Genomic DNA, 26,047 nt, shown 5'->3' on the forward strand with positions numbered 1-26,047 from the left:
TTGGGAAGTCGCGGGCACCGGTGTGTACAATCCGACGCCTTGAATGAAGGGGGTCCCGCAAATGGAGGAATGCCTTGGGCGGGTGCGGGTCGTGCTGGTCGGTACGACGCATCCGGGCAACATCGGCTCCGCCGCTCGCGCAATGAAGGCCATGGGGATTGCCGATCTGGTCCTGGTCGCGCCGGAGCGGTTTCCGCATGCCGACGCCACGGCGCTGGCTTCCGGGGCCGATGACCTGCTGGTGCGGGCACGGGTGGTGGACGACCTGGCGGCTGCGGTCTCGGACTGTGTGTGGGTCATCGGCACCAGCGCTCGGCTGCGCACCCACTCCGTACCCGTGCTGGGTCCGGATGTCGCGGCCGAACAGGTGCTGACGCATGCGTCCGAGCGGCCGGTGGCGCTGGTGTTCGGGCGCGAGCACAGCGGGCTGACCAATACCGAGCTGGATCACTGCAATGCCTTTGTCCAGATCCCGACCGTAGCGGATTTCAGCTCCCTGAATCTTGCTGGCAGCGTGCAGGTGATGACCTATGCGCTGCGCATGGCGGCCCTGGCCGGGGCGTCGGCTCCGGTGGCAGTTGAGCCCAGCGATGCGCGCGACCCGCTGGCAACTCAGGCGGATATGGAAGGCCTGTTCAGCCATTTCGAACAGGCGCTGACGACCATCGATGTGCTCGATCCCGAGAATCCACGTCATTTGATGAGGCGGTTGCGCCACCTCTATATGCGTGCGGGGTTGAGTGCCAGCGAGGTGCGCATGTTGCGCGGAATATTGACGCACACTGAGCGTGGCCGCTGAAGCGGGACGCGGACGTAAGTGATACCTTAGTAAATGACTCAGGAATGAGGCCGGACCATGTTTGACAGGATGCGCGAGGACATTCGCTGCGTGTTCGCACGCGACCCCGCCGCCCGCAACGCCTTCGAGGTGTTGACGGCGTATCCCGGTCTGCATGCGCTCTGGTATCACCGGCTGGCGCACTGGCTGTGGAATCATCGTATGCGCTGGCTGGGGCGGGTGATCGCCAACTTCAGCCGATGGGTGACCGGAATCGAGATCCACCCGGGCGCAAAGATCGGTCGGCGCTTCTTTATCGACCACGGCATGGGCGTGGTGATCGGTGAAACCGCCGAGGTCGGCGACGATTGCACGATCTACCACCAGGTGACCCTGGGCGGTACCAGCTGGGAGGGCGGCAAGCGCCACCCGACGCTGGGCAACGAGGTGGTGATCGGTGCGGGGGCCAAGCTGCTCGGTCCGATCCACGTTGGTGAGCGCGCGCGCGTCGGGTCGAATGCCGTGGTGCTGAAGGATGTCCCGGCGGATGCGACCGCGGTGGGAATCCCGGCGCGGGTCATCGGTCCGCGACCGGAGCCGGATCCGCGTTTTCAGCAGATGGCCGACCGCATGGGTTTCGATGCCTATGGTGTGGCCCGCGACATGCCCGACCCGGTGGCCAATGCGATTCACCGGATCGTGCATCGCGTGCACGAGCTGGACGAGCGCATGGACAAGGCCTGCCAGGCCCTGAAACGCGCGGGGATCGATCCCGGCGAGGTGGTGGGCGATGCGGACTCGAGGCCGATCGAGCCCTGCGATCTGGAGGGACTGGAGCCGGACGAATGCGAGGTTCCTGCGCGGCCGGAAAACCAACAAGAACGTAAACAGCAGGGGAATACTTGATCGTTTTGGTCGGGTATTTTAAGCTGCGCGGCAAATGAGCGAGAAGCACACACAGCCATGAAACTGACGACCAAAGGACGCTACGCCGTCACCGCCATGCTGGACGTGGCGATGCACACCGAGAACGGCCCGGTATCGCTGGCCGAGGTGGCACGGCGCCAGAAACTGTCGTTGTCCTATCTGGAGCAGCTTTTTTCCAGGCTGCGCCGGCAGGGGCTGGTGAACAGCAGTCGTGGCCCGGGCGGCGGTTATGCGCTGAGCCGGGAGCCCGAAGGCATCACGGTGGCGGATATCGTCGTCGCGGTGGACGAGCCGGTGGACGTAACGCGCTGTGGTGGCAAGGCCAACTGCAATTCGGAGTCGCGCTGTCTGACACACGACCTGTGGACGGATCTGAGCCAGCAGGTCTATGACTTTCTCAGCAACCGGACGCTGGCCGACGTGCTGGAGCGGCACCGAGCGCAAATGGCGCAGGACGGCGTGCAAGAAGTCGTCATGCATGGCGACGCCCTCAAGGGCGGTGCGACGAAACCGAGCAATGCAACCGCCTAGGCGGCTGCGAAAGGAGTGAACGAGTAATGAGTGACCTGAAACTGCCCATCTATCTGGACTACTCCGCGACCACGCCGGTCGACGAGCGTGTGGCCGAGAAGATGACGGGCTGCCTGACCAAGGACGGCCTGTTCGGCAACCCGGCTTCGCGCAGCCACAGCTTTGGCTGGAATGCGGAAAAGGCCGTGGAAACTGCCCGCGAGCAGGTTGCAGCGCTGGTTGGCGCTGACCCGAAGGAGATCATCTGGACCTCCGGTGCCACCGAGTCCGACAACCTGGCGATCAAGGGTGCCGCGCACTTCTACCAGCGCAAGGGCAAGCACATCATCACGGTCAAGACCGAGCACAAGGCCGTGCTGGATACCGCGCGCCAGCTGGAGCGCGAGGGCTTCGAGGTCACCTATCTGGGCGTGAAGGACAACGGCCTGGTGGACCTGCAGGAGCTCAAGGACGCGATCCGTGACGACACGATCGTCGTCTCCGTGATGCATGTGAACAACGAGATCGGCGTGATCCAGGACATCGAGGCGATCGGCAACTTGTGCCGCGAGCATGGGATCGTGTTCCACGTGGACGCGGCCCAGTCCGCCGGCAAGGTCGCGATTGACCTGTCCAAACTCCCGGTCGACCTGATGAGCTTCTCCGGGCACAAGGTCTACGGGCCGAAGGGCATCGGTGCGCTGTACGTGCGCCGCAAGCCGCGGGTGCGCATCGAGGCGCAGTTGCACGGCGGTGGCCATGAGCGCGGCATGCGCTCCGGCACGCTGGCGACCCACCAGATCGTCGGCATGGGCGAGGCCTTCCGCGTCGCCGGCGATGAGATGGGCGCCGAACTTGAGCGCATCCGCATGCTGCGCGACCGCCTGTGGGCGGGCCTCGACGGCATGGAAGAGGTCTACCTGAACGGCGATGCCGAGCACCGGGTCGCGCACAATCTGAATGTCTCTTTCAACTTCGTCGAGGGCGAGAGCCTGATCATGGCGCTGCGCGACATCGCCGTGTCCTCCGGCTCGGCCTGTACCTCGGCGAGCCTGGAGCCGTCCTACGTGCTGCGCGCACTGGGCCGCGACGACGAGCTGGCACACAGCTCGATCCGCTTCTCTATCGGTCGCTACACGACGGTGGAGGAGGTCGACCATACGGTCGAGATCGTGCGCGCCGCAGTCGCCAAGCTGCGCGAGCTCTCCCCGCTGTGGGAGATGTACCAGGATGGCATCGATCTGAGCACCGTCGAGTGGGCGGCCCACTAGGCCACCGACTCGGCACCACGAACGCAACGCGTAACACGCAACAGGAGAACGGTCATGGCTTACAGTGACAAGGTTCTGGACCACTACGAAAATCCGCGCAACGTCGGCAGTTTCGACAAGAACGACGACACGGTCGGCACCGGTATGGTCGGTGCCCCGGCCTGTGGCGACGTAATGAAGCTGCAGATCAAGGTCAACGACAACGGCGTGATCGAAGACGCCAAGTTCAAGACCTACGGCTGTGGCTCGGCCATCGCCTCCAGCTCGCTGCTCACCGAGTGGGTGCGTGGCAAGACCCTGGAAGAGGCGAGCCAGATCAAGAACACCCAGATCGCCGAAGAGCTGGCCCTGCCGCCGGTTAAGATCCACTGCTCCGTGCTGGCCGAGGACGCCATCAAGGCGGCCATCTCCAACTATCAGGAGCGGCACGATCAGGGCGAGCAGGCCGAGCAGAAGACCGCCTGAGGTGCCTATGGCGATTACACTCACCGAACCGGCGGCCGAGCGCATCCAGAGCTTTCTTGCCCAGCGTGGCAAGGGCGTAGGCGTGCGCCTCGGGGTCAGGACGACCGGCTGCTCGGGCATGGCCTACGTAGTGGAGTTTGCCGACGATGTCGAAGACACCGACACGGTGTTCGAGGATCGTGGCGTGAAGCTCGTGGTCAACCCGAAATCGCTGGTCTATCTGGACGGCACCGAGCTGGACTTTGGCAAGGAAGGCCTGAACGAGGGTTTCAGGTTCAACAACCCGAACGAGAAGGCCCGGTGCGGCTGCGGTGAAAGCTTCAGCATCTGACTGATGCACGCATCCGGGGTGGTGCATGGTGGTTGCCTGGCAACCACTGTCCCACCCCGTTTTGCGTTGGGTGTCCGCGCCTGAAGCCAGTTCGTTGCGAGGACAACAGGACGTCATGACCGACCCCTTCGAGCAGTTCGACTTGCCGGTCGCCTTCGAGATCGACCGCCAGCAGCTGGCCGAGCGCTTCAAGCGCCTGCAGGCCGAGTTGCACCCCGACCGCTTCGTCCTCCAGGGCGACCAGGCGCGGCGCATGGCCGCGGCCATGGCGGCCGATGTCAACGAGGCCTACGCGATCCTCGACGATGACTACCGTCGTGCGGTGGCGTTATTGGAACGCGCTGGTATCAAGTTCGATGCCGAACGCGATACCAGCCAGAACATCGAGTTCATCGAGGCCCAGATCGAGTGGCGTGAACGGCTGGAAGAGGCCGAAGCCGCCGGCGACCGCGAGGAACTGGACGCGGTGGGGATGGAGCTCGAGAAGGCCCGCGACGAAGCGCGTTCGAAGGTCGCCGAGGCCCTGGCCGATCCGGCATCGCCTGGGGCACAGGCCAAGGACCGCGTGTTCGAGCTGCGCTTTTTCGATCGCCTGCTGGCCGAGCTGAAACGAACCCGACAGAACCTGGCGCGCGGCTGAGCCGCCGCCGTGTGAAGGAGCCGAATTTCGATGGCGTTACTGCAGATCACCGAACCCGGAGCCGACTCCGCCCCGCACCGGCGGCACCTGGCGGCCGGGATCGACCTCGGCACCACACATTCGCTGGTTGCCACCGTGCGCAGTGGCGTGGCCGAAACCCTGCCGGACGAGCAGGGCCGGCATATCCTGCCTTCGGTCGTGCACTACGCGCCGGACGCGGTGAGCGTCGGGCACGCGGCGGCAGAGCACGCGGCGGATGATCCGCACAACACCATTGCCTCGGTCAAGCGCCTGATCGGCCGGGGCGCGGCGGATGTAGCCACGCTATCCGGTGAGCTGCCGTTTCGGCTGAAGACCGGGGACTCCAGCGTTCCGCGGATCGAGACGGCGGCCGGGGACAAGACGGCGGTGGAGGTCTCGGCCGACATCCTCCATACCCTGCGCGAACGCGCCGAAGCCACGCTCGGTGACGAGCTGGAAGGCGTGGTCATCACCGTGCCCGCGTACTTCGACGATCCCCAGCGCCAGGCGACGCGTGATGCGGCGCAACTGGCGGGCCTGAATGTTCTGCGCCTGATCAGCGAGCCGACCGCCGCCGCGGTGGCCTACGGCCTGGACCAGGGCGAAGAGAGCACCATTGCGGTCTATGACCTGGGTGGCGGGACCTTCGATATCTCCATTCTGCAGCTGCGTCGGGGCGTGTTCGAGGTGCTGGCCACCGGGGGCGATTCCGCCCTGGGCGGCGACGACGTGGACCGCGCGATCGCCGACTGGCTACTGAACCAGGCCGGAATGGCCGGCGAGAGCGATCCGCAGCGCCTGCGCCGCGTGCTGTTGGCCGCGCGCGAGGCCAAGGAGGCCCTGACCGACGCCGACAGCACCCGCGTCGAGGTCGTGCGCGCCGATGGCTCGATCCACACGGCGGAGGTTGACCGCGCGACGCTGATGGAACTGGCCCGGCCGCTACTGGATCGCACGATGGCGTCCTGTCGACAGGTGCTGGAGGATGCGGACCTGGCGCCGGATGCGATCGACGAGGTCGTACTGGTCGGTGGTTCCACACGCATGCCGGCGGTCCGTGAGGCGGTGGAGAAATTCTTTGGTCGCGCGCCGCACGCCGGAATCGATCCCGATCGCGTGGTGGCCATCGGGGCCGCCCAGCAGGCGGATATCCTGGCCGGCAACAAGCCCGATACCGAGCTCCTGCTGCTGGACGTGATCCCGCTGTCGCTGGGCCTGGAGACGATGGGGGGACTGGTCGAATTCATCATCCCCCGCAACACCACGATCCCGGCGACCCGCGCACAGGACTTCACCACTTTCAAGGACGGCCAGACCGCGATGTCGCTGCACGTGGTGCAGGGCGAGCGTGATGTGGTCGATGCCAACCGTTCGCTGGCACGTTTCACCCTGTCCGGTATACCGCCGATGGTGGCCGGGGCCGCGCGTATCCGCGTGACCTTCCAGGTCGATGCCGACGGCCTGCTGAACGTGACCGCGCGCGAGCAGACCCAGGGCGTGGAGGCGCATATCGAGGTCAAGCCGAGCTACGGCCTGACCGACAGCGAGATCGAGCAGATGCTGCGCGATTCCGCCTCCTCCGCGCGCGAGGACATGGAGGCGCGGCGTCTGCGCGAGGAGCAGGTCGAGGCCGACCGCGTGCTCGAGGCGCTGGATGCCGCGCTGGAGACGGACGGCGATCGCTACCTCGAGGCTGAGGAGCGCCAGACCATTGAGCAGGCGCGCGACGCGCTGCGTGCCGAACGCGAGCAGGGTGCCGATCCCGACGCCATCGAGGCGGCGCGCAAGCGCGTGGAACAGGCCTCCGAGGCCTTCGTCGCGCGGCGCATGAACGACAGCATCCGGCGCGCGCTCGCCGGACACAACGTTAGCGAATACGACGCAGGGAACTGACAACATGCCCCAGGTAATCTTTCTGCCCCACGAGGAATTCTGCCCGGAGGGGGCCTCCATTGAGGCCGATCCGGGCATCAGCATCTGCGATCTCGCCCTGAAAAACGGGATCGAGATCGAGCATGCCTGCGAGAAGTCCTGCGCGTGCACGACCTGCCACGTCTATGTGCGCGAGGGCTTCGACAGCCTTGAGGAGCCGACCGAGGACGAGGAAGACATGCTGGACAAGGCCTGGGGCCTGGAGCCGGATTCCCGGCTTTCCTGTCAGGCGGTCGTGGCCGACACCGATCTAGTGGTCGAGCTGCCGAAGTACACCATCAACCAGGTCTCCGAGAACCACTGAGGGCACGGCAATGAAGTGGACCGATACCCAGGAAATCGCGATTCAGCTGGCGGACGAGCACCCCGACGTGGACCCGCGCAATATCAACTTCATGGACCTGCGCCAGTGGGTCATGGAACTGCCGGAGTTCGACGACGATCCGAACCGCTCCGGCGAGCGCATCCTCGAGGCGATCCAGGCCGCCTGGATGGAAGAGGCCGACGTCGACGACTGAGCTACTCGCCCGTCGTCGCCGGATGAGTCTGCTCGGCCTCTTCCTGCTGGTGGCGCCATAGCCGCGCGTAGGCACCGTTCAGGGCCAGCAACTCGCGGTGCGTGCCGCGTTCGACCACGTGGCCGTGTTCCATGACCACGATCTGTTCGGCATCGATCACCGTCGACAGCCGATGCGCGATTACCAGCGTGGTACGCCGCGCCGAGACCTCGTTCAGCGCGCGCAGGATCGCCTTCTCCGAACCCGAATCCAGCGACGAGGTCGCCTCGTCGAAGACCAGGATCGGTGGATCCTTCAGCAGCATGCGGGCGATCGCGATCCGCTGTTTTTCCCCGCCCGAGACCTTCAGTCCCCGTTCCCCGACGATCGTATCCAGCCCGTCCGGCAACTGGACGATGAAGTCGTCCAGGTGCGCGAGGCGCACCGCGCGGCGAATCGCTTCCTCGTCCGCACTCGGCTGGCCGTAGGCGACGTTGTAGCGAATGGTGTCGTTGAACAGCACGGTGTCCTGCGGCACCACGCCGATGGCGCGGCGCAGACTGGCTTGCGTCACCTCGCGTATGTCCTGGCCGTCGATGGTGATGCGCCCGCCGTCGACGTCGTAGAAGCGGAACAGCAGGCGCGCCAGGGTGGATTTGCCGGCCCCGCTGGGGCCCACTACGGCCAGCTTGTGCCCGGCCGGGATCTCCAGCGAGACGTCCTCGAGGATGCGCCGGTTTGGGTGGTAGCCGAAATCCACATGCTCGAAGCGTACTGTGCCCGCCCGGACGTCGAGATCGGGGGCATCCGGGCGGTCCTCCACCTGAACCGGTTTTTCCAGCAGGCCGAACAGTCGCTCGATGTTGGCCAGCGACTGGCGAATCTCGCGATAGACGAAGCCGAGGAAGTTCAGCGGCATGAACAGCTGGATCATGTAGGCGTTGACCATCACCAGATCGCCCAGCGACATCTCGCCGGCCGCCACCTGGCGCGTGGCCAGCAGCATGATCACGGTGATCGCGGCGGCGATGATCAGGGCCTGGCCGGAGTTCAGCAGCACCAGCGACAGGACGTTCTTGGTGCGCGCCTGTTCCCAGGCCGCCAGCCCGCGGTCGTAGCGCTCGGCCTCGAAGGCCTCGTTGCCGAAGTACTTGACCGTCTCGTAGTTCAGCAGGCTGTCGATCGCGCGGGTGTTGGACTCGTTGTCGCGCAGGTTGGCCTCGCGCACGAAGCGCGTGCGCCACTCGGTGATCCAGATCGAGAACGCGATGTAGACCGCGACCGCCACCAGCACCGTAACCATGAACACCGGCCCCACGGCGATCAGCAGGATCACCGCGACCAGCGCGATCTCGATCAGGGTCGGCAGGATGTTGAATACGGTAAAACGCAGCAGGAAGCTCATGCCGCTGGTGCCGCGCTCGATGTCGCGCGCCAGACCACCCGTCTCGCGTGCGAGGTGAAAACCCAGCTCCAGTCGGTGCAGGTGCTGGAACACGCGCAGCGAGGCACGGCGCATCGCGCGTTCCGCGACGCGCACGAAGACCGCGTCGCGCAGCTCGCCGAACAGCGTGCTGCCAAAGCGCAACAGACCGTAGCCGATCACCAGGGCCACCGGTACGGCGACCAGCGCCTCGGTGCCGGCGTCCTCGAAGTGCTCGACGATGTATTTAAGCGCCAGCGGGATCGCGACCGTGGCCAGTTTGGCCAGGCCCATCAGCACGAGCGCCAGGATCAGCCGCCCGCGAAACTCCGCCAGATAGGGGAGCAGGCTCTTGAGGATGCGCCAGTTCACCGCCCCGGGAGGCGGGGCATCTGGATGCGTCGTGTGGCCGCGCATTCAGGCGGTTTCGACGCGGTTGCGGTTGGCGCGCTTGGCCGCGTACAGCGCCTCGTCCGCGCGCGCGATCAGGTTCTCGGCCGACTCCCCCGGCTGGTGGCCGCTAACACCGAAGCTCGCGGTCAGCGGTGGGTCGGTCCCGAAGTCATGTGCCTCGATTGCCTGGCGCAGGGCCTCGGCGAGATTCGCGGCCTGTTCGGCGGTGGTGTTCGGGCAGAGGATCAGGAACTCCTCGCCACCCCAGCGTGCGGCGGTATCGGAGCTGCGGATGCGGCTGCGCAGGAGTCGCCCGGTCTCGCGCAGGACATGGTCGCCCCGAGCGTGCCCCTGCTGGTCGTTGATCGTCTTGAAGTGATCCAGATCCATCAGGATCGCGGTCAGCGGGCTCGCCTCCCGGCGGGCCTGGAGGATTGCTTCCTCAAGGGCATGGTTGCCCTTGAGGCGGTTGTGCAGCCCCGTCAGGGGGTCGGTGGTGGCCAGGCGCTCCAAGTGCTCCTGAGCGGCCTCGAGATCCCGCGTGCGTTCGCTGACCATGCGATCCAGGACCTGGGCGCGGTCCTCCAGCTCCTTGATCGGGTAGGGCTCGTCGGTCCCGTGGACGGTGGCGGGAAACGAGCCATGCAGGTGTGCCAGGCGCCAGCCGTCGTCGGTGCGCCGAAAAACCAGGGTGCCCCTTAATTCGTTGAGTTTGACCTGTTGCCCGTGGATCCGGGTGTGCATGCCGAAGGTGATCATCGCGATCGCAACCTCCGGATGCGGAAAGGTCACGTGTTCGCGCTCGATCGTGTAGTCGAAGGACTCCGGCGCCTGCTCGATATCGCGCCGAATAATCGAAGCGGCCTCGTCGGGCGAGAACGCCGCCTCGCCCATGCCGGTACCGAAGCCGCAAAGCGTGTCGGTGTGAAGTGCGAGCAGCTGATCGAAGTCCCGGTGCCGCAACCAGGTATCCAGGTACTCGCGGACCGCGCTGCGGACTTCCTCTTCAACCGAATTAGGCATGCTTTCGGGCCATCACGTCTGGTGGTGGATGCGGGTCGGGCGGGGTGGTAACCAATGTACACGGTGGGGCCTGACCGGCACCAGCCGTGATACCGGGGACTGTCTGGGCGCGGCAGACTGTTTCGAGGCTTGCAGCCTTGCCGGGCATTCGGCAGGCTTCGATGTTTGCCAACCCTTGGAGCTTCTCTTGGAACCCACACGTCTCGCTGCCGGGCATGCGCAGGGAAGCGCCCCGGCCATTGCGCCGCTGGACATCCTGCGCGAGACCTTTGGCTATTCCGATTTTCGTGGCCAGCAACAGGCGGTCATCGAGCATGTGATCGCCGGTGGCGATGCCGTGGTGCTGATGCCCACTGGCGGCGGCAAGTCGCTGTGCTACCAGGTACCGGCACTGGCCCGCCCGGGCTGTGCGGTGGTGATCTCGCCGCTGATTGCGCTGATGCAGGATCAGGTGGCGGCCTTGCGCCAGAACGGGCTGGCCGCGGCCAGCCTGGATTCCGGCCAGGACGCCGAGACCGCGCGTGGTGTGCTGGCCGCACTCCATGCGGGCGAACTGGATCTCCTGTACCTGTCCCCGGAACGGCTGTTTGCTTCGGGCATGCTGGAGCGTCTGCAGGGGATCGAGCTGGCCCTGTTCGCGATCGACGAGGCGCACTGCGTTTCCCAGTGGGGCCACGACTTCCGCCCGGAATACGGCCAGCTCGCGGTGCTGGCCGAGCACTTCCCGGATGTCCCGCGCATGGCGCTGACCGCCACGGCCGACGGGCCGACCCGCCAGGAGATCCGCGAGCGGCTGCGGCTGGAACAGGCCCGCGCGTTCATCAGCTCCTTCGACCGTCCCAATATCCGCTATCGCGTCGCCCAGTCCGATGGCGGGCGTGGGGGTGCCCCGCGTGACCGCCTGCTGCGCTTTATCCGCGAGGAGCATGCGGGCGAGGCGGGCATCGTCTATTGCCTGTCGCGCAAGAAGGTCGACGCCCTGGCCGAGTGGCTGGCGGAGCAGGGGGTTCCCGCGCTGCCCTACCACGCGGGCCTCTCCGCGCGCACGCGCACGGAAAACCAGACCCGCTTCCTGCGCGAGGAGGGCGTGATCATGGTGGCCACGATCGCGTTCGGCATGGGGATCGACAAGCCCAACGTGCGGTTTGTCGCGCACATGAACCTGCCCAAGAGCCTGGAGGGTTACTACCAGGAGACCGGGCGCGCGGGGCGCGACGGGCTCCCGGCCAACGCCTGGATGGTCTACGGCCTGCAGGACGTGGTGACCCTGCGTCAGATGCTGGAGGGCTCGCAGGCTGGCCCGGAGCGCCAGCGCATCGAGCAGCAGAAACTGGATGCGATGCTGGGGTTCTGCGAGATCACCAGCTGTCGCCGTCAGGCCCTGCTGGCGTACTTCGACGAACACATGCCGGAACCCTGCGGGACCTGCGACAACTGCACGGATCCGCCCGCGACCTGGGATGCCAGTGTGCCGGTGCAGAAGCTTCTGTCCTGTATCTACCGCACCGGCGAGCGCTTCGGGGCCGGGCATGTGATCGACGTGCTGCGGGGTTCTTCGAGCGAGCGCCTGCAGCGGCTCGGGCACGACCGACTGAGTACCTACGGGATTGGCACCGAGCTGGACAAGATGCAGTGGCGCGGGGTGGTCCGCCAGTTGCTGGCCCGTGGGCTGCTCCGCCTCGACGACGAGGGCCACGGCGGCTTGCGCCTGGATCCCTCCTGCCGGGGCGTGCTGCGCGGGGAGGAATCCATCCATCTGCGCGAGGAGCAGGCCCGCCCGGCGCGCCAGGCTCGGCCCGCGCGCCGCGACACCGCGCGCAGCGTGTCCGCGATGGATGCGGAAGACCGGGGTCTGTGGGAACGCCTGCGGGCGCTGCGCACGGACCTGGCGCGCGAGCAGGGGGTGCCGCCGTATGTAATCTTCTCCGATGCCACGCTGCTGGAGATGGTGGCCAGCGCGCCGCGTACGCCCGAGGAGATGGCGGGGATTACCGGGGTGGGGCAACACAAGCTCGAGCGCTACGGCGATGCGTTCATCCGGGCCATCGAGGGGCATTTCGGGCTATAGTGGTGCAAACGCCGGGACAGGCCCAATAACAAGACGACAACAGCCGGGGAGACCGCGTGAGCCACACCCCTTTTCTGAAAAATTTCTACGAACTCCGGGATGGCCAGGTGGTGGTCACGCCCGAGCAGGGCAGCGAGTTCGCCAAGACGCTGGCGGGTGACTTCAACCCGATCCATGACGCCGACAACCGGCGTTTCTGCGTGCCCGGCGATCTGCTGTTTGCCCTGGTGCTGGATACCTTCGGCGCGAGCGCGAACATGCATTTTCGCTTCACCAGCATGGTGGGCGGGCATGTGCCGCTGATCTTCCCGGACAACCCCGGCGATGCCTTCGCCATTACGGCGGACGGCGGCAAGAGCGTGATCGAGGTCGAGCGCTCCGGGCGTGTGATCGATGATCCGGATGTGATCGAGTCGCTGATCCGCAGCTACGTCAGCTTCTCGGGGCAGAATTTCCCGCATGTGCTTGTGCCGCTGATGGAGGAGCACGGGGTGATGGTGAACCCCAAGCGCCCGCTGGTGATGTACGAGCGCATGGGCTTCAGCCTGCCGGAGCCGCTGGCCGCATCGGCCGGCGTCCCGGAGCCGCGACTCAAGGATGCGGTGATGACCGTGAACGGCAAGCGCGGCGAGATCCGCCTCGACTACGAGCTGGTGATCGACCAGGCCGTCGTGGCCGAAGGCAGCAAGCATCTGGTGCTGAGCGGCCTGCGCCCGTACGACGCCGCGGATGTCGAACAGCTGGTGGCCGACTACGAGAGCTGGAAGGCCGCCTACACTGGCGAGGCCCGCGCACGGCGGGTGGTCGGCTAGGTCCGCAAACTCCGCATCCTTCGGACTTGCCCCGAGGGCAGCCTGTTGAAAAAACTAGTCGGCGGTGTCGCGTGCGTGCTCAGCCAGGATATCGCGCGAGATGATCGCCAGCGTCTCTTCGTGTGTCGCACGCAGGAACACCCCCGGCGCACAGCCGGCCTTGTAGGCCTCCAGCCAGCGCCCGGCACAAAGGCACCAGCGGTCCCCGGCCTTCAGACCCGGGAATCCGAACGCCGGGTTGGGTGTGCTGAGGTCGTTTCCTTTGGTGCGCGAGAACTCCAGAAATTCCTCGGTTAGTTCGGCACATACGGTATGAATGCCCTGGTCGTCGTGGCCGGTGGCGCAGTCACCATCGCGATAGAAACCGGTGACGGGATCGGTGCCGCAGGGTTCCAGCGGGCGACCAAAGACATTGCGGGATTCGAAACGCTGCATCGTCAGCATCTCCTGGTGAATGAAATCCCTGGCAGGATAACGAACTCGCCAGCGTACCGATCGGTTCCTGCACAGGTGATGAGAGTTCATCCTGGATCCATGCCACCAGGCCTCGTGGAGTGGCGGCACACTGTGAAGGCATTGGCAGTTTTCGGGCTGCATCGGAACAACCGGGTCTTTCAACTGGACTCACGGGCAGGAACCCACACAAGGAGTAGGTGACATGATGTCGACGAAACGCTGGGTACTGGCCGTGGCGCTTGGTACGTTGTTTTCAGTGGGTACCGCTCAGGCGCAACCGGGTCCGGGTGGACCGCCGGGTGGTTCGCCCGGGGCCAGTGGCGATACGCCGGCCGCGGGCAATCCGCCGCCGGGCCATGGCGGGACGCCTCCGGGGCAGCAGCGCGGTGGCAGCAGCCCGGACCTGCCGGAGCCGCCGCGGACGTCCGGCCCGCCGAGCCCGCCCGAGCCGGGGGATGGTCCGTTGCCGGATCCGTCCGATCTGCCGGAGCCGCCGACACCGCCCACGCCCGATCTCTGATCGGTCTTCCGAACGGGCTATCGGCTTCCTGCCCGCGGCGCGCGCAGCGCGGCGGGCAGGGCCGGGTTCATCAGGAGCGCATAGGCCGCAGTGGCAGCCACCACGCCGATCAGCGGCGGCACGACGGGCGAGTAGTACGCGGCCGCCGAGCCGACGGCGTAGGCCAGCAGTCCCGGCCAGTGGAAGCTCGGGAGCCGGATGTCGGCCAGTTGTGGATATTGGCCGCGATGGCGTAGCCAGTAATCGGCCATGATTACGCCGCCCAGCGGCGGGATGAAGGTCCCCAGCAGGATCAGGAACGGCACCAGGTAGTCATACATCCCGGCCACCGCCAGCGCCGTGCCGATGGCGGCGCCGAGGACCGTGACCAGCCGCCGGCGCTGGGTGCGCAGCAGATTGCAGCCGGCCACGCCGAAGTTGTAGATGGTGTTGTCCTGGGTGCTCCAGATATTCAGGAGCAGCATCAGCAGCGTGAAGCTCACGAACCCCTGCGCCAGCATCACGTGGACAATGTCGGCCTCGTGATAGATCAGCGCGCCCAGCGCGCCGGTCAGTACCATTAGTCCATTCCCCAGAACGAAGGCCGCCAGGGTGGCGATCACCGCAATGCGGGGTGTGCGGGCGAAGCGGGTCCAGTTGGTCGCCAGCGTCGCGCCGCCGACAAAGGTGCCGATCACGATGGTCAGCGCGGCACCGAAACCCATCTCTGTGGCCGGATCCTGCCCCAGCAGACCGCCAGGCCCGCCCACCTCGCCCACGCCAATGAACAGCGTGAACAGGATAAACAGCAGCATCACCGGAACGGCGACGCGGGAGAGCCAGTCGAGGCCGCGGTAGCCGATCATCGCGGTGATGCAGAAGGCGAAGCCGAACAGCACCATCAGCCCGACCTCTATGGGTTCGGGGAGGGCGGTGGTCTCGACCAGGATGATCGCAACCGTTGCGGTACCCCAGGCGTACCAGCCGATCTGGGTGAACGCGAGGATCACGTCGGAGAGCTTGCTGCCCCACTCGCCGAAGCAGAAGCGCCCCATCAGCACCGTGTGCAGCCCGCTTCGGCAGCCGATGTAGGCGAGGGTGGCGGCATAGGCCCCGAGCAGGAGGTTGCCCAGTGCAATCACCAGCATCAGTTCGCCGAAGGTGAAGGCGGTGCCCAGGGAGCCCCCGGCCCAGAGGGTCGAGGTAAAGAACGTGAAGCCGAACAGGACGATAGTCATGGACCAGAAGCCCTTGCGGGCGTGTTCCGGGACTTCGCTCAGGGGGTGGTCGTTGTGGTTCACGCAGGTCCGTTGGCCGGGAGTCCCAGGGAGTGTACCGATGGTCGCGTTACTTCGCCTGCCCTCCCAACTCCCGCATTCTTTCCAGCCAGCGTTCACGGCTAGCGGCATTGCCCCCGGACTGCCCGATCAGAGTGTGGCGCACGGGACCGAAGCCGCAGAAGCGAAAGACGTTGCGCTCCAGGCTTTTCACGCTATGCGCGCGGTAGAACCAGCGGTAGACCGGCGCCGGCATGCCCATGGTGACGACGATGCGCACGGAGCGGCCCTTGAGTCGTGTATGGCGCAACTGATTCATATCGCCGTCGGCCACGAAGGATGGCCGAAAGACCTGTTCCAGAAAGCCCTTGACCAGTGCCGGCATATCGCCCATCCACAGTGGATAGATCAGCACCAGGTGGCTGGCGACCTCGATCAGTTCCTGAGCTTCGAGGATTGCGGGAGGCACGGTTGTGTCCAGGAACTCGGCCTGGCTGCGCAGTAGTGGGAAGTCGCGCTGGGCGATCGGGAACCGGTCCACCGCAAGCCCTGCGTGTTCTGCTCCTTCGTGGTAGGCATCGGCCAGCGCATGGTCGAAGTGGCCTTCGGTCGGGTCAGGGTGGCCCTGCAGGATCAGGATGCGCGCCATCACTCAGTCTCCGACTGTCCAGAAACAAACAGCTCCCCCGAGCGTAGCCCATCATCCGGGTAGCCCGACCGTCCATGATGCTTGGCACCCACACCCAGGTGGACATTGCATGCCGTTTGCCTACGATGTTTCCAGTACCAGGGTTGTGTAACGGAGATGGGTTGAAATGGCTTTTGATCCGGTGGTTCTGTTCTTTCTGCTGGGGGCAATTGCCGGGCTGGCCAAGTCGGACCTCAAGATCCCGATGGCCATCTACGAGGCGCTGTCGATCTATCTGCTGCTGGCGATCGGCCTGCACGGTGGCGTGAAGCTGGCGGAGAGCGAACTCGTACCGCTCATCCTGCCGGGCCTTGCGGTGCTGGCAGTGGGCTCCCTGATCCCGCTGCTGGCCTTTCCGGTGCTGCGCTGGCTGGGGCATATGCCGCGCGCGGATTCGGCCTCCATCGCCGCGCACTACGGCTCCGTCAGTGTGGTGACGTTCTCGGTGGCGGTCGCCTTTCTCGCGGCCCGCGGGATCGACTACGAGGGCCACATGGTGGTCTTCCTGGTGCTGCTGGAGATGCCGGCGCTGGTGATCGGGATCCTGCTCGCGCGCATGGGCACGAAGGGAACGGTGCAGTGGGGCAAGACCATGCACGAGGTGTTTTTCGGCAAGAGCATCTTCCTGCTCGCGGGCGGGCTGGTGATCGGCTTCGTGGCCGGCCCCGAACTGATGGATCCGCTGGAGCCGATGTTCTTCGACTTGTTCAAGGGAGTGCTGGCCCTGTTCCTGCTGGAGATGGGGCTGGTCGCCTCCAGCCGGATCGCGGAGGTACGCCAGTATGGGCTCTTTCTGGTGATATTCGCGGTCGTGATGCCGGTGGTCTCGGCGATCCTCGGCATCCTGCTAGGCTGGGGAATCGGCCTGAGCATGGGTGGCACAGTGCTGCTGGCCACCCTGTATGCGAGTGCGTCCTACATCGCGGCGCCCGCGGCGATGCGTATCGCGGTACCCAAGGCCAACCCCGCGCTGTCGATCGGTGCCTCGCTGGGGGTCACCTTCCCGTTCAATATCTTCCTGGGCGTCCCGCTGTATTTCTGGATGGTCCAGTGGCTTTACTCGCTGGGAGGCTAGGGCAATGCAATCGGAGGAGATGCTGCTGTTGACGGTGGTCGCCGAGGCCATCCTCGAGGACATCCTCATCGAGGAGGTGCGCCGCCAGGGCGCGGCGGGTTACACCGTGTCCGACACCCGGGGCTGGGGCAAACATGGCAAGCGCCGAGGCAACTGGCGCCAGGGCGGCAACATCAAGCTGGAGGTGGTCGGGTCCCCGGATCTGTGCGACCGCATCGCCAAACAGTTCAAGGAGCAGTACGAGGCGGACTACGGCCTGTTGATGTTCACGGCCCCGGTGACACTCAAGAACTGAGCCGGGTACGCGCAATCACCCGGTAGGGTCCGGGGGAGCCGCCTTGTCCGGACTCGATCAGCACGACCTCATCGGCATTCCATTGAATGGGATGCTGCGGTTGGTTGGATTCGGGCGGGAGCGCGAAGCGGCGCAGGGTCACATGCGGCCGGAACGGGTGATCCTCCGGCGTGGCGCCGCAGGTCCGGGTCAGGTCGCGTGCCCGGTTCGCGAGCGCGTCGAGCTCAGCCGGGACCCTGGAGGGGGCGATCCAGCTGACGCGCGCCCGCTCGAAATGGCCCAGTCGGTCCAGTGTGAGCGGGAAGACTTCCTGTTCCAGCGTGCCGATCTCCTGGGCGATGCAGTCGGCCTGGGTGGCGGGCATGGTACCGGCAAAGGCCAGGGTCAAATGCAGATGGGCCCTGGGTATGGGCCGGCCCGGGCCGCCCAGGCGTTTCGCCTCTTCATCCAGCATCCCGCGCGTGGTGTCGTCGGGCCACAGCGCGAGGAACACGCGGCGTACATCGTTCAAGGCGTCTCTCCTCGACCCGGTCAGCCGCCCGGTCAGACCCCTCAAGGGCGGGGCAGGTTCTCGCGCTGGCGGCGTTCCCACAGGGTTTTGCGGCTGATGCCCAGGGCGCGGGCGAGTTCGGTTTCGGTCATCTGGGCCTGGTTCTGCTGCACGAAGCGTCGGAAGTAGTCATTGAGGCTCGACCCCCCTGTATGCCCATCGCCATTGGCCGTGGTCGGGGCCAGTCCCAGGTGGTCCGGCTCGATCCGGCCGTCCGGGCTCAGCACCCAGCCGCGTTCCAGGGCATTCGCCAGTTCGCGCACGTTGCCCGGCCAGTCGTGGGACTCGAGCGTTCGTTGCGCGGCCGGGGTGAGTTCGGTGGGTGGTCCGCCATTCCCTGCCAGGTCGGCGAGGAAATGTCGGGCCAGCGCCGGGATATCCTCGCGGCGCTCGCGCAGCGGCGGGATGAACAGCTCCAGCACGCGCAGTCGGTAGTACAGATCGGCACGAAAGGCCTGCTCCCCGATCATCGCCTCCAGGTCGCGATGCGTGGCCGCCAGCAGGCGGACATCGACCTTGAGGTTTTCGTTCGCGCCGACCGGGCGGATCTCGCCGTCCTGTAATACGCGCAGCAGGCGTGCCTGCGCCGCCGGGGCCAGTTCGCCGATCTCGTCCAGGAACAGCGTGCCGCCGTGGGCGGCCTGGATCAGGCCGGTGCGTGCCTTGACGGCGCCGGTATAGGCGCCCTGGGCATGGCCGAACAACTCGGCCTCGACCAGCCCCTCGGGGATGGTTGCGCAGTTAACGGCAATGAACGGCCCGGCCGCGCGCGAGCTGAGCCGATGCAGAGCCCGCGCGGCGAGTTCTTTGCCGGTGCCCGATTCGCCGCGCAGCAGTACGGTGGACTGAGTGGTCGCGACACGGCGGATCTGGTCGCGCAGGAGTTGTATGGGCGCACTGTCTCCCACCAGGCCCAGACCATCGTCGACGGAATCGCGATCACCGGTCGCCGTTGTGCTGGCGCGCAACGCCGCGCGCAGAGTGAGCAGCAGGGCATCGTGGTCAAAGGGCTTGGCGATGTAGTCGGCCGCGCCTTCCTTCATGGCGGTGACCGCGGACGGGACCGAGGCGTAACTCGTCATGATGACCGTGGGGGTTTGACCGGTCTCCGCGAGTAGCTCGATGCCCTCGCCGTCGGGCAGGCGCAGGTCCACCAGCATCAGGTCCGGCAGTTCGTCGCTCAGGGCGGTGCGGGCGCTGGCGAGGTCTTCGGCCAGGCGCACCTGGAAGCCGTGGTGCTCCAGGAACCGACGTACGGCACGGCGGATCGGGGCTTCGTCGTCAACCAGAAGGATGCGCGTCATGCGTGGTCGCCATCGGGTTTGTGTCGCGGCAGGATCAGGATAAAACGCGCCCCGCCATCCGGACGGTTCGCGGCCATCAGGGTACCACCGTGGTCGCGCACAATGCTGTAGGCGACCGGCAGGCCGAGTCCGGTGCCGTGGCCGGCGGGCTTGGTGGTAAAGAACGGCTCGAACAGCCGCTCCAGGCTGGATTCATCGATCCCCGGCCCACGGTCGTCGATGATCAGGTGGATATTGCGCCCGCGCGCGCTGGCGCTGATCGACACCGTCGCATTCTCGGGTGAGGCCTGTTCGGCGTTGGTCAGCAGGTTGATGAACACCTGCAGCAGGGTCGCGTGCGAGCCGCGCAGATAGAGGGCTTCGAGGCCGCTCAGTTCGAAGCGCAGATCCTTGCGCCCGGCCAGGCGGGTGAGGCGGATCGCCTCGTGGACGATGGCATCCAGCGCGATGGTCTCGAAATGCCCGGCGGAGGGGCCTTCGTCGGCATGGGCGAACGTGACCAGCGACTGCACGATCGCATTGATGCGCCGTGTCTGCGCGAGGATGTCCTCGGCGGCGCCCCGGACCTCTTCCGGGTCCTCCTCCAGCGGGAGGTTTTGCGCCAGCGAGGCGATGCCCGTTAGCGGGTTGCCGATCTCGTGCGCGACCCCGGCGGCAAAGCGCCCGATCGAGGCCAGGCGGTCACCGTGGGCGATTTCGGATTCCAGCTGGGCGCGCTCGGTGATGTCCTCGATCAGGACGATGCGGCCCTCCAGCCGCCCCTGACCATCCTGGAGCGAGGATTTGTGGAGGTTCAGCCGCCGGTTGCCCTCGGGCAGGTCGACGTTGAGCTTGTACCACTGGCGATCCGGGCTTTCGATAAAGGCCGTTAGCAGCCCTGCCCAGGGGCTGTCGAGTTGCTGGATATTGCACCCGACGGCCCGATTCGTGGGGATCGTGGTCAGCCTGGCCAGCGCCTGGTTCCAGCCGGTGATCTCGCCCGTGGTGCCGAGGCTTGCAACGCCGAGCGGGAGTTCGTGAAGGATCTGGCGGTGGAAGCGGCGCAAGGCGTCCAGTTCGGCTGCCAGGCCCGACAGGGGCAGGGACCGGGTCTCGAGCTGTTCCTCCACCCGGCGCAGGCTCTCGCTGAGGGTGTGGCGCCCGGCCGCATCGAGACGCAGGTGCTGGTCCACGATCATGCGCGCGAGCACCGGGCCCAGTAGGCCCGACAGGTTGCGTTCGATCCGTTCGCGCAGCGAGCGCAGGTCGCCGCGCGAACGGGTGTGGCGTGGCAGACCGAGGTCGTCGAGGGCTCGCTGTACCTCGTGGCGCGCGGCGCTGGCGCCGAGCGTGGCGGCCAGTGCGGTCTCCATCTCGGCGACGTCGCCCGCCAGCGGCAACCCACCGCCGGTCCCGGCCGACTCGTTGGGACAGCAGGCGCGTCCGGCCTCGGTCTCCTCGCGGTTGGGGCGTGTCAGTAGCGAGCCGAGCACGAACAGCACGGCATTGATGCCGAGGCTGCACATCAGGGCAAAGCTCCACGGGTCCAGTGCCTCGGCCTGGAGCAGGGCTTGCGGGTCCGGGTAGCCAGTCACGATGCCAGCCTCGGCCATCAGCGGCAACACCAGCGTAAACGCCCAGCCGGCGATTCCCGCGCAAAGACCCAGCAGGAACCCGACGCGGTTGGCCTGCTTCCACAGCATCAGCCCAATCAGCCCCGGCAGCAGCTGGGCCACGGCGGCAAACGAAATCAGGCCCAGCTGGGCCAGGCCCTCGACCACCTGCAGCAGGCCGTAGAACGCGTAGCCCAGACCGATGATGAACACGATCCACAGCCGGCGTCCCCAAAGGAGTCGGGAGTAGAGGTTGGCGGCGGCGCTGTCCTCGTCGTGCAGGCGAGTGAGCGGCGAGAGGTAATTGGTCCCCATGTGGGCCAGGGCCAGCGTGGTCACGATCATCATCGCGCTGGCGGCAGAGAGTCCGCCAATGAACACCAGCAGGGCCAGCGAGGGCGAATCGAGCATGCCGGCGATGCCGATTGCGTAGTAGTTGGTGTCGATGCCGAGCCCGGCCGACTCACCGGCCCAGTAGAGCACCGGCATCGGCAGATTCAGCAGGAGCAGGAAGGCGGGAAAGGCCCAGGCAGCCCGGTTGAGCGCCGCCGGGTTGATGTTCTCGGTAAACAGCATGTGGAACTGACGCGGCAGCAGGAAGGCGGCGGCAAACGCCAGGATCATCATCGCGAACCAGCCGCCCTCGCGCACCGGCGCATACAGTGCATCCACGGCCTCCGGATTCTCGGTGAGCCAGGTGTCCAGGCCGGAGAACCCGCCGAACACCGCGTACAGCGCGACTGCGGTTATCCCGAGGATCGCCACCAGCTTCACGATGGACTCGAACGCGATGGCCAGCACCAGCCCCGTGTGTTTCTCGCGCGGCGCGATATGGCGGGCGCCAAACAGGATCGCGAACAACGCGATGGTGGCACTGAAGGTCAGGGCGAGCAGGTGCGGCGGCGTCTCGGCCGTTAGCACACCGGCGGATTCGGCGACCGCCTTGATCTGCAGCGCGATGTACGGAAGCACCCCGGCCAGCATGAACAGCGCGACGATCGGGCCGGTCCAGCGGCTGCGGTAGCGGAACGCGAACAGATCCGCCAGTGAGGTGAGCTGCTGCTCGCGGGTCAGGCGCAGGATCGGGCGCAGTAGCCACGGGGTGGCGGCGAAGGCCAGGGTCACGCCCAGGTAGATCGTCAGGTACAGGTAGCCGTGGTCCGCGAGGAAACCGAGGTTGCCGTAGAAGGTCCAGGACGTCGCATAGACACCCAGCGACAGGCTGAACACCCAGCCATTGGCCGCGATGCGCCCGACGCGCGGAACGCGATCGGCCAGGAAGGCGATCCCGAACAGCAGGGCCAGATAGGCCACGCCGACGGCGTAGATCAGGCCCAGGCTAAGGGTCACGGCGATCCCCGGCAAAGACAACGGCGACCAGCAGGATGAAAGCCGCCCAGCCCGCGAACGGCCACCACCAGGCCGGCGTCAGGTGCGCGACCCAGATCACCAGTGGGCTGAGGAAGAGCAGCGCACCAAGCAGGGCGACCAGGATCGCGCGTGAAGACTCCATGGTCAGCGTCCCGGATTGCGCCAATGCGGCCTGCGACGGGGCGCAGGCCGTGGCGCGAATGTGGCGGTGGACAGGCGCAGCATGGCCGCAGTCTACCTCGCGAGATTGCGGGCGGGCACGCCGGTGGCTAGTGGCAAGCGGGTCGCCAGGGGGCGCTCGGTCAGACGGTCCAGTGCCTCGGCCAGCTGGGTAGCGGGACGGTCGGGATGATCGTGATCGCTGGGTGTCAGTCCGATCCAGGTCAGAAGCGAGGCGAGCTGGGCGCGTGTGGTGTCCTCGCGCAGGCCGTCGGCGCCCGTCGTTTTGGACAGCTTCTGGCCACCTGCGGCGATCAGCACGGGGTGGTGCGCGTAGCGGGGCCAGGGTGTGGCCAACGATTGATACAGCTGCATCTGACGGGGGGTGGATCCCAGCAGATCGACTCCGCGAACCACGTCGGTCACCCCCAGCTCGAGATCGTCCACGACGGTGGCCAGCTGGTAGGCAAACAGGCCATCCGCGCGGCGGACGACGAAGTCACTGCCGAGGGCCTCGAGGTCGAAGGCGACCGGGCCCAGGAAACGGTCTTCCACATCCCAGTGTGACTGCACGGCGCGGGCGCGGAACGCTCGCGGCGGGTGTCCGGCCGGCGGGCCGTGGCGACAGGTCCCGGGGTAGATCGGGCCTTCCCAGCCCGGTTTCCCGTTTTGGGCGAGGTCGCGCCGGGTGCAGGCGCAGCCAAAGGCGAGGTCCCGCTCCAGCAGGTGCTCGAGCGCGGCCTGGTATGTCGGGGTGCGGTTGCCCTGGCGGGTGACCGGGCCGTCCCAGTCCAGGGCGAAGGCCTCGAGTGCCGAAAGGATCGCGGCCTCCGCGCCCATCTGGACACGAGGGGTGTCGATGTCGTCGATCCGCAGGTGCCAACGGCCATGGTGGCTGCGGGCATCCAGCCACGAGACGACGGCGGCGAACAGGGAACCGGCATGCAGCGGGCCGGAGGGGGTGGGGGCAAAGCGCCCCACGTAAAGGGCGCCTTGATTCGGGCTGGCGGTGGTCATGGCACGGCATCCTGCCGCCAGTGGCGTATTACGCCATCTGTTTTTCCTTGATCTCCGCCAGCTGCTTGCAGTCGATGCACATCGTGGCGGTTGGACGGGCCTCCAGTCGGCGGATGCCGATCTCGACGCCGCAGGTTTCGCAGTAGCCGTAATCCCCGGTGTCGATCTTGCGCAGCGCCTCGTCGATCTTCTTCGACAGCTTGCGCTCGCGATCGCGGGCACGAAGCTCCAGGCCGAATTCCTCTTCCTGGGTGGCGCGGTCGGCCGGGTCCGCGAAATTCGCGGCGTCCTGGCGCATGTGGCCCACGGTACGGTCGACCTCTTCGGCCAGCTCCTGGCGCCATGCCCGCAGCAGGCTGCGGAAATGATCGAGCTGTTCCGTATTCATGTACTCTTCGCCGGACTTCGGCTCGTAGGGCGCGATGCCTCCGGCAACCATGTGCTTGGTGGAGGGGTGGTCCTGATTCTTGTCAGCAGCCATGCGGGCATTCTCTCCGGCTGGAAAAATAAGGCGCACTTAGTATCAGAGACAGCTCGGCTGGGCAAGTCCCGTGCCAGAGTTTTTGGGCGCTCCCCGAAGCGAACCCCCCTTTATCAGCTACATACCCAGAGGAACTCGGATGCAGGAACTGAAGGCCTTGATCTTCGATGTCGACGGCACACTGGCCGATACCGAGCGCGACGGGCATCGCGTCGCATTCAACCAGGCGTTTGCCGAGGCCGGGCTGGACTGGGAGTGGAGCGTCGAGCGCTACGGGCAGTTGCTGCGCGTGACGGGTGGCAAGGAACGCATCCGCCAGTACCTCTCGGAGGATCATCCCGACATCCTGGACGAGCCCGGCATCGACCAGAGCATCCGTGACCTGCATGCGGCCAAGACCCGCCACTATGTGGCGTTGCTGGAGACCGGTGCGATCCCGCTGCGCCCGGGGGTCGAACGCCTGATGGACGAGGCAGCGGCCGACGGCCTGCGCTTGGCCATTGCTACTACCACGACACCCGCGAATGTCACTGCGCTGTTGCAGGCTAATCTGGGCGACGAAGGGCCGGAGCGCTTCGAGGTGATCGCGGCCGGTGATGTCGTCCCGGAGAAAAAACCGGCTCCCGATATCTTCCGGCACGCCCTGGAAGCGATGGATCTTCCGCATCAGGTCTGTCTTGCCCTGGAGGACTCCGACAACGGCGTTCGCGCGGCCCGGGGAGCGGGTCTGAATGTAGTGGTCACGACCAACGAATACACGCGCGAGCAGGATTTCAGCGGGGCGCTGGTGGTTCTGGATGGATTTGGCGAGCCTGATCGTCCAGCCAAGGTGTTGCAGGGGCCGGACCTGCCGGGACCATGTGTCAACGTGGCGGCGCTCCGCGAGTGGGCCGCAACAGCGGCCGATACACGCTGACCCCGAATGGACATTTTCCAATAAGCGCATCAGGCGGGCCGCGACAGCGACAGGCTGGCCATGGCTCCGGCAGTGCTTCGGGGGTGTGTAACCAGCATATACCGGTGCTGATCCAGCCGGGGCTGCAGGTGCCGCAGCGCGATCGGTCGAGGGTCGGAGAAGGGTTCGTCGAGCAGCACGATCGGGCGATCCTGGAGCATCAGCGCGACGAGCGTCAGCCGCCGAACAGCGTCTATCATTAGGGAAGCGCTGAAGAAAACCATCCTGGCGTTTTCAGCGCACGCGTCGCTGCATTTTCATGCATATCTTTGCACTGACCTAAGGGGTTTGAAGCGGGCTTCGGACTCAACCAGTTGCCGTGGTCGATTCTGGTGACGTTCGCTGTTACCCACGGAAACGCCAAACAATCAGCGTCTCCCTAGCGTTCGAAAATGATTTATTGAAAACGCATGAACACAGGCGCGTGCGATGCGGTCAAAGCTTTCGGTTCACGTGAGCATCCGAGGTCTGGAAGACGCCGGGCAGCAGGAAGTCTGACTTGTAACGAGGTCGGGATTATCCAAAGCTCGGAACTTGCCGGATTCCCGCAAGAGGTAAACTTATGAAAAAGCCCACCCTTGCACTGTCTCTGGCGGCCGTGTTGCTGGCCGCACCAATGACCGTGGCCGCCGATTCGCTGTCCTTCGGCGAGCAGCAGAATATTCGCACCATGATCGGCGGCAATATTGGCCAGGCAATCGCTAGCAAGCTGGAAGTCGAGTCTCTGGCTGTCGTCAACAACCGTTCTGCGATCTGTAGCGCCCTGACTGGTGGCATCGGGGCAGCGCTGTTGGTAGCCAACCCGGAAGCTCAGTTTCGGATCGCCGGTATGGGAGACCCAGAGGATGCGGCCGAGGCCGTGGCGGCGATTGATGACGCGGAGGTCACCTATCTGGCCTTCGGCGCAGGCGTTAGCCGCGACACTAATGTCGCCCTGGCTCATGGTCTGCTCAGCGAACTCGCGAAGGCCGAATGGGATGGCACCTTGATGCTGCATGCCTCCACCTGGATGCAGCGGCAGGTCCAGGCGGCCGTCTCGAAGGATGAGTCCGTGGCGGAGTACCTGACCGGACGTTCGATGATCGCGCTCAGCCCCGACTTGGAAGCCGGTGAGGCCGTGATGCTGCGCGTCTCCTTCGACGGCTCCGAGTTCACAACCGAGGAGATGGATCGCCTGCCGATGCGCGACGATCTCGTCGAGCTCTTCCGCCGCATGTAGTGTCGGGTGGGTTGTTTG

29 protein-coding genes are annotated in these 26,047 nt (G+C 66.0%); 17 read left to right on the forward strand and 12 right to left on the reverse strand.

Annotated features, from left to right (window positions below; translation table 11 throughout):
* Window positions 1-61: 61 nt before the first annotated feature.
* From C935_RS0106890 to iscX, 10 genes are all read left to right on the forward strand, one after another.
* The gene (locus tag C935_RS0106890) at window positions 62-799 is read left to right on the forward strand and encodes an RNA methyltransferase (RefSeq protein WP_018861784.1); all 738 of its coding nucleotides are present in this window, start codon (window positions 62-64) and stop codon (window positions 797-799) included.
* Window positions 800-856: 57 nt separating this feature from the next.
* Window positions 857-1,684 (forward strand): serine O-acetyltransferase, encoded by an 828-nt coding sequence (cysE, locus tag C935_RS0106895; RefSeq protein WP_196799770.1) that lies wholly within the window; start codon window positions 857-859, stop codon window positions 1,682-1,684.
* A 57-nt stretch (window positions 1,685-1,741) separates the two neighbouring features.
* Window positions 1,742-2,236, forward strand: a complete 495-nt coding sequence (locus C935_RS0106900) for an Rrf2 family transcriptional regulator (RefSeq protein WP_018861786.1) — start codon at window positions 1,742-1,744, stop codon at window positions 2,234-2,236.
* A gap of 26 nt (window positions 2,237-2,262) precedes the next feature.
* Window positions 2,263-3,486, forward strand: coding sequence for an IscS subfamily cysteine desulfurase (locus C935_RS0106905; protein ID WP_018861787.1), 1,224 nt, complete (start codon window positions 2,263-2,265; stop codon window positions 3,484-3,486).
* Between the two features lie 54 nt (window positions 3,487-3,540).
* On the forward strand, window positions 3,541-3,951 hold the full coding sequence (gene iscU, locus C935_RS0106910) for a Fe-S cluster assembly scaffold IscU (protein ID WP_018861788.1): 411 nt from the start codon (window positions 3,541-3,543) through the stop codon (window positions 3,949-3,951).
* Between the two features lie 7 nt (window positions 3,952-3,958).
* A complete protein-coding gene (gene iscA / locus C935_RS0106915; RefSeq protein ID WP_018861789.1) occupies window positions 3,959-4,282 on the forward strand; it encodes an iron-sulfur cluster assembly protein IscA in 324 nt (107 codons plus the stop codon).
* A gap of 115 nt (window positions 4,283-4,397) precedes the next feature.
* Window positions 4,398-4,922, forward strand: a complete 525-nt coding sequence (gene hscB / locus C935_RS0106920) for a Fe-S protein assembly co-chaperone HscB (RefSeq protein ID WP_018861790.1) — start codon at window positions 4,398-4,400, stop codon at window positions 4,920-4,922.
* 30 nt (window positions 4,923-4,952) lie between these two features.
* Window positions 4,953-6,836, forward strand: a complete 1,884-nt coding sequence (gene hscA, locus C935_RS0106925; protein ID WP_018861791.1) for a Fe-S protein assembly chaperone HscA — start codon at window positions 4,953-4,955, stop codon at window positions 6,834-6,836.
* A 4-nt stretch (window positions 6,837-6,840) separates the two neighbouring features.
* Entirely contained in the window at window positions 6,841-7,179 is a 339-nt protein-coding gene (fdx, locus tag C935_RS0106930; protein WP_018861792.1) for an ISC system 2Fe-2S type ferredoxin, read from the forward strand.
* A gap of 10 nt (window positions 7,180-7,189) precedes the next feature.
* Window positions 7,190-7,393: a Fe-S cluster assembly protein IscX gene (gene iscX, locus C935_RS0106935; protein ID WP_018138879.1), complete on the forward strand. Its 204-nt coding sequence runs from the start codon at window positions 7,190-7,192 to the stop codon at window positions 7,391-7,393.
* Window position 7,394: 1 nt separating this feature from the next.
* Here iscX and C935_RS0106940 read toward each other — a convergent pair whose 3' ends face one another.
* Together C935_RS0106940 and C935_RS0106945 are read right to left on the reverse strand one after the other, a co-directional pair.
* Entirely contained in the window at window positions 7,395-9,212 is a 1,818-nt protein-coding gene (locus C935_RS0106940; RefSeq protein WP_018861793.1) for an ABC transporter ATP-binding protein/permease, read from the reverse strand.
* Window positions 9,213-10,211: a diguanylate cyclase gene (locus C935_RS0106945; RefSeq protein WP_018861794.1), complete on the reverse strand. Its 999-nt coding sequence runs from the start codon at window positions 10,209-10,211 to the stop codon at window positions 9,213-9,215.
* Window positions 10,212-10,398: 187 nt separating this feature from the next.
* Between C935_RS0106945 and recQ the strand changes: the two genes are divergently transcribed.
* Together recQ and C935_RS0106955 are read left to right on the forward strand one after the other, a co-directional pair.
* Window positions 10,399-12,279, forward strand: a complete 1,881-nt coding sequence (gene recQ / locus C935_RS0106950) for a DNA helicase RecQ (protein WP_018861795.1) — start codon at window positions 10,399-10,401, stop codon at window positions 12,277-12,279.
* 56 nt (window positions 12,280-12,335) lie between these two features.
* Window positions 12,336-13,091, forward strand: coding sequence for a DUF3581 family protein (locus tag C935_RS0106955; RefSeq protein WP_018861796.1), 756 nt, complete (start codon window positions 12,336-12,338; stop codon window positions 13,089-13,091).
* Window positions 13,092-13,145: 54 nt separating this feature from the next.
* On the opposite strand, the gene C935_RS0106960 is transcribed toward C935_RS0106955, so the two are convergent.
* A complete protein-coding gene (locus C935_RS0106960; RefSeq protein ID WP_026278704.1) occupies window positions 13,146-13,526 on the reverse strand; it encodes a DUF2237 family protein in 381 nt (126 codons plus the stop codon).
* A 223-nt stretch (window positions 13,527-13,749) separates the two neighbouring features.
* Between C935_RS0106960 and C935_RS13005 the strand changes: the two genes are divergently transcribed.
* Window positions 13,750-14,067, forward strand: coding sequence for a hypothetical protein (locus C935_RS13005; RefSeq protein WP_155984200.1), 318 nt, complete (start codon window positions 13,750-13,752; stop codon window positions 14,065-14,067).
* Between the two features lie 17 nt (window positions 14,068-14,084).
* Here the strand turns inward: C935_RS13005 and codB are convergent, their stop codons facing one another.
* Window positions 14,085-15,347 carry a cytosine permease gene (gene codB / locus C935_RS0106965; protein ID WP_018861798.1) on the reverse strand — a complete coding sequence of 421 codons (1,263 nt, stop codon included), beginning with the start codon at window positions 15,345-15,347 and terminating at the stop codon, window positions 14,085-14,087.
* A gap of 46 nt (window positions 15,348-15,393) precedes the next feature.
* Window positions 15,394-15,972, reverse strand: a complete 579-nt coding sequence (locus tag C935_RS0106970; protein ID WP_018861799.1) for an NAD(P)H-dependent oxidoreductase — start codon at window positions 15,970-15,972, stop codon at window positions 15,394-15,396.
* 166 nt (window positions 15,973-16,138) lie between these two features.
* On the opposite strand from C935_RS0106970, the gene C935_RS0106975 reads away from it, so the two are divergent.
* Together C935_RS0106975 and C935_RS0106980 are read left to right on the forward strand one after the other, a co-directional pair.
* Window positions 16,139-17,086 (forward strand): sodium-dependent bicarbonate transport family permease, encoded by a 948-nt coding sequence (locus C935_RS0106975; RefSeq protein WP_018861800.1) that lies wholly within the window; start codon window positions 16,139-16,141, stop codon window positions 17,084-17,086.
* 4 nt (window positions 17,087-17,090) lie between these two features.
* Window positions 17,091-17,381 (forward strand): hypothetical protein, encoded by a 291-nt coding sequence (locus tag C935_RS0106980; protein WP_018861801.1) that lies wholly within the window; start codon window positions 17,091-17,093, stop codon window positions 17,379-17,381.
* Here the strand turns inward: C935_RS0106980 and thpR are convergent.
* The 6 genes from thpR to dksA all read right to left on the reverse strand — a co-directional run bounded on the left by thpR (window position 17,371) and on the right by dksA (window position 23,855).
* Window positions 17,371-17,892, reverse strand: a complete 522-nt coding sequence (gene thpR, locus C935_RS0106985; RefSeq protein ID WP_018861802.1) for an RNA 2',3'-cyclic phosphodiesterase — start codon at window positions 17,890-17,892, stop codon at window positions 17,371-17,373. The genes C935_RS0106980 and thpR overlap by 11 nt on opposite strands.
* Window positions 17,893-17,933: 41 nt before the next feature.
* Window positions 17,934-19,235, reverse strand: coding sequence for a sigma-54 dependent transcriptional regulator (locus C935_RS0106990; RefSeq protein WP_018861803.1), 1,302 nt, complete (start codon window positions 19,233-19,235; stop codon window positions 17,934-17,936).
* Window positions 19,232-22,177, reverse strand: a complete 2,946-nt coding sequence (locus C935_RS0106995) for a sensor histidine kinase (protein WP_018861804.1) — start codon at window positions 22,175-22,177, stop codon at window positions 19,232-19,234. Before C935_RS0106995 ends, C935_RS0106990 begins: the two co-directional genes overlap by 4 nt.
* Window positions 22,167-22,340, reverse strand: coding sequence for a hypothetical protein (locus tag C935_RS13355; RefSeq protein WP_018861805.1), 174 nt, complete (start codon window positions 22,338-22,340; stop codon window positions 22,167-22,169). Before C935_RS13355 ends, C935_RS0106995 begins: the two co-directional genes overlap by 11 nt.
* A gap of 92 nt (window positions 22,341-22,432) precedes the next feature.
* The gene (gene gluQRS / locus C935_RS0107005; RefSeq protein WP_018861806.1) at window positions 22,433-23,374 is read right to left on the reverse strand and encodes a tRNA glutamyl-Q(34) synthetase GluQRS; all 942 of its coding nucleotides are present in this window, start codon (window positions 23,372-23,374) and stop codon (window positions 22,433-22,435) included.
* Between the two features lie 28 nt (window positions 23,375-23,402).
* Window positions 23,403-23,855 carry an RNA polymerase-binding protein DksA gene (gene dksA / locus C935_RS0107010; protein ID WP_018861807.1) on the reverse strand — a complete coding sequence of 151 codons (453 nt, stop codon included), beginning with the start codon at window positions 23,853-23,855 and terminating at the stop codon, window positions 23,403-23,405.
* A gap of 139 nt (window positions 23,856-23,994) precedes the next feature.
* Here dksA and C935_RS0107015 point away from each other — a divergent pair, with 139 nt between their 5' ends.
* Window positions 23,995-24,771 carry an HAD family hydrolase gene (locus tag C935_RS0107015; protein ID WP_018861808.1) on the forward strand — a complete coding sequence of 259 codons (777 nt, stop codon included), beginning with the start codon at window positions 23,995-23,997 and terminating at the stop codon, window positions 24,769-24,771.
* Window positions 24,772-24,800: 29 nt separating this feature from the next.
* Here C935_RS0107015 and C935_RS0107020 read toward each other — a convergent pair whose 3' ends face one another.
* Window positions 24,801-25,010, reverse strand: a complete 210-nt coding sequence (locus C935_RS0107020) for a hypothetical protein (protein WP_231367700.1) — start codon at window positions 25,008-25,010, stop codon at window positions 24,801-24,803.
* Window positions 25,011-25,372: 362 nt separating this feature from the next.
* Between C935_RS0107020 and C935_RS0107025 the strand changes: the two genes are divergently transcribed.
* Complete coding sequence (locus C935_RS0107025; RefSeq protein ID WP_018861810.1) at window positions 25,373-26,029, forward strand: hypothetical protein; 657 nt, start codon at window positions 25,373-25,375, stop codon at window positions 26,027-26,029.
* Window positions 26,030-26,047: the final 18 nt, after the last annotated feature.

This window comes from Thioalkalivibrio sp. ALJ3, from assembly GCF_000377205.1.
GTDB lineage: Bacteria > Pseudomonadota > Gammaproteobacteria > Ectothiorhodospirales > Ectothiorhodospiraceae > Thioalkalivibrio.

Coding starts and splice junctions, on each gene's coding strand:
- C935_RS0106890 (WP_018861784.1), top strand. CDS start 62: ATGGAGGAATGCCTTGGGCGGGTGCGGGTCGTGCTGGTCGGTACGACG.
- cysE (WP_196799770.1), top strand. CDS start 857: ATGTTTGACAGGATGCGCGAGGACATTCGCTGCGTGTTCGCACGCGAC.
- C935_RS0106900 (WP_018861786.1), top strand. CDS start 1,742: ATGAAACTGACGACCAAAGGACGCTACGCCGTCACCGCCATGCTGGAC.
- C935_RS0106905 (WP_018861787.1), top strand. CDS start 2,263: ATGAGTGACCTGAAACTGCCCATCTATCTGGACTACTCCGCGACCACG.
- iscU (WP_018861788.1), top strand. CDS start 3,541: ATGGCTTACAGTGACAAGGTTCTGGACCACTACGAAAATCCGCGCAAC.
- iscA (WP_018861789.1), top strand. CDS start 3,959: ATGGCGATTACACTCACCGAACCGGCGGCCGAGCGCATCCAGAGCTTT.
- hscB (WP_018861790.1), top strand. CDS start 4,398: ATGACCGACCCCTTCGAGCAGTTCGACTTGCCGGTCGCCTTCGAGATC.
- hscA (WP_018861791.1), top strand. CDS start 4,953: ATGGCGTTACTGCAGATCACCGAACCCGGAGCCGACTCCGCCCCGCAC.
- fdx (WP_018861792.1), top strand. CDS start 6,841: ATGCCCCAGGTAATCTTTCTGCCCCACGAGGAATTCTGCCCGGAGGGG.
- iscX (WP_018138879.1), top strand. CDS start 7,190: ATGAAGTGGACCGATACCCAGGAAATCGCGATTCAGCTGGCGGACGAG.
- C935_RS0106940 (WP_018861793.1), bottom strand. CDS start 9,212: ATGCGCGGCCACACGACGCATCCAGATGCCCCGCCTCCCGGGGCGGTG.
- C935_RS0106945 (WP_018861794.1), bottom strand. CDS start 10,211: ATGCCTAATTCGGTTGAAGAGGAAGTCCGCAGCGCGGTCCGCGAGTAC.
- C935_RS0106960 (WP_026278704.1), bottom strand. CDS start 13,526: ATGCAGCGTTTCGAATCCCGCAATGTCTTTGGTCGCCCGCTGGAACCC.
- C935_RS13005 (WP_155984200.1), top strand. CDS start 13,750: ATGATGTCGACGAAACGCTGGGTACTGGCCGTGGCGCTTGGTACGTTG.
- C935_RS0106970 (WP_018861799.1), bottom strand. CDS start 15,972: ATGGCGCGCATCCTGATCCTGCAGGGCCACCCTGACCCGACCGAAGGC.
- C935_RS0106975 (WP_018861800.1), top strand. CDS start 16,139: ATGGCTTTTGATCCGGTGGTTCTGTTCTTTCTGCTGGGGGCAATTGCC.
- C935_RS0106980 (WP_018861801.1), top strand. CDS start 17,091: ATGCAATCGGAGGAGATGCTGCTGTTGACGGTGGTCGCCGAGGCCATC.
- C935_RS0106990 (WP_018861803.1), bottom strand. CDS start 19,235: ATGACGCGCATCCTTCTGGTTGACGACGAAGCCCCGATCCGCCGTGCC.
- C935_RS13355 (WP_018861805.1), bottom strand. CDS start 22,340: ATGGAGTCTTCACGCGCGATCCTGGTCGCCCTGCTTGGTGCGCTGCTC.
- gluQRS (WP_018861806.1), bottom strand. CDS start 23,374: ATGACCACCGCCAGCCCGAATCAAGGCGCCCTTTACGTGGGGCGCTTT.
- dksA (WP_018861807.1), bottom strand. CDS start 23,855: ATGGCTGCTGACAAGAATCAGGACCACCCCTCCACCAAGCACATGGTT.
- C935_RS0107015 (WP_018861808.1), top strand. CDS start 23,995: ATGCAGGAACTGAAGGCCTTGATCTTCGATGTCGACGGCACACTGGCC.
- C935_RS0107020 (WP_231367700.1), bottom strand. CDS start 25,010: ATGATAGACGCTGTTCGGCGGCTGACGCTCGTCGCGCTGATGCTCCAG.
- C935_RS0107025 (WP_018861810.1), top strand. CDS start 25,373: ATGAAAAAGCCCACCCTTGCACTGTCTCTGGCGGCCGTGTTGCTGGCC.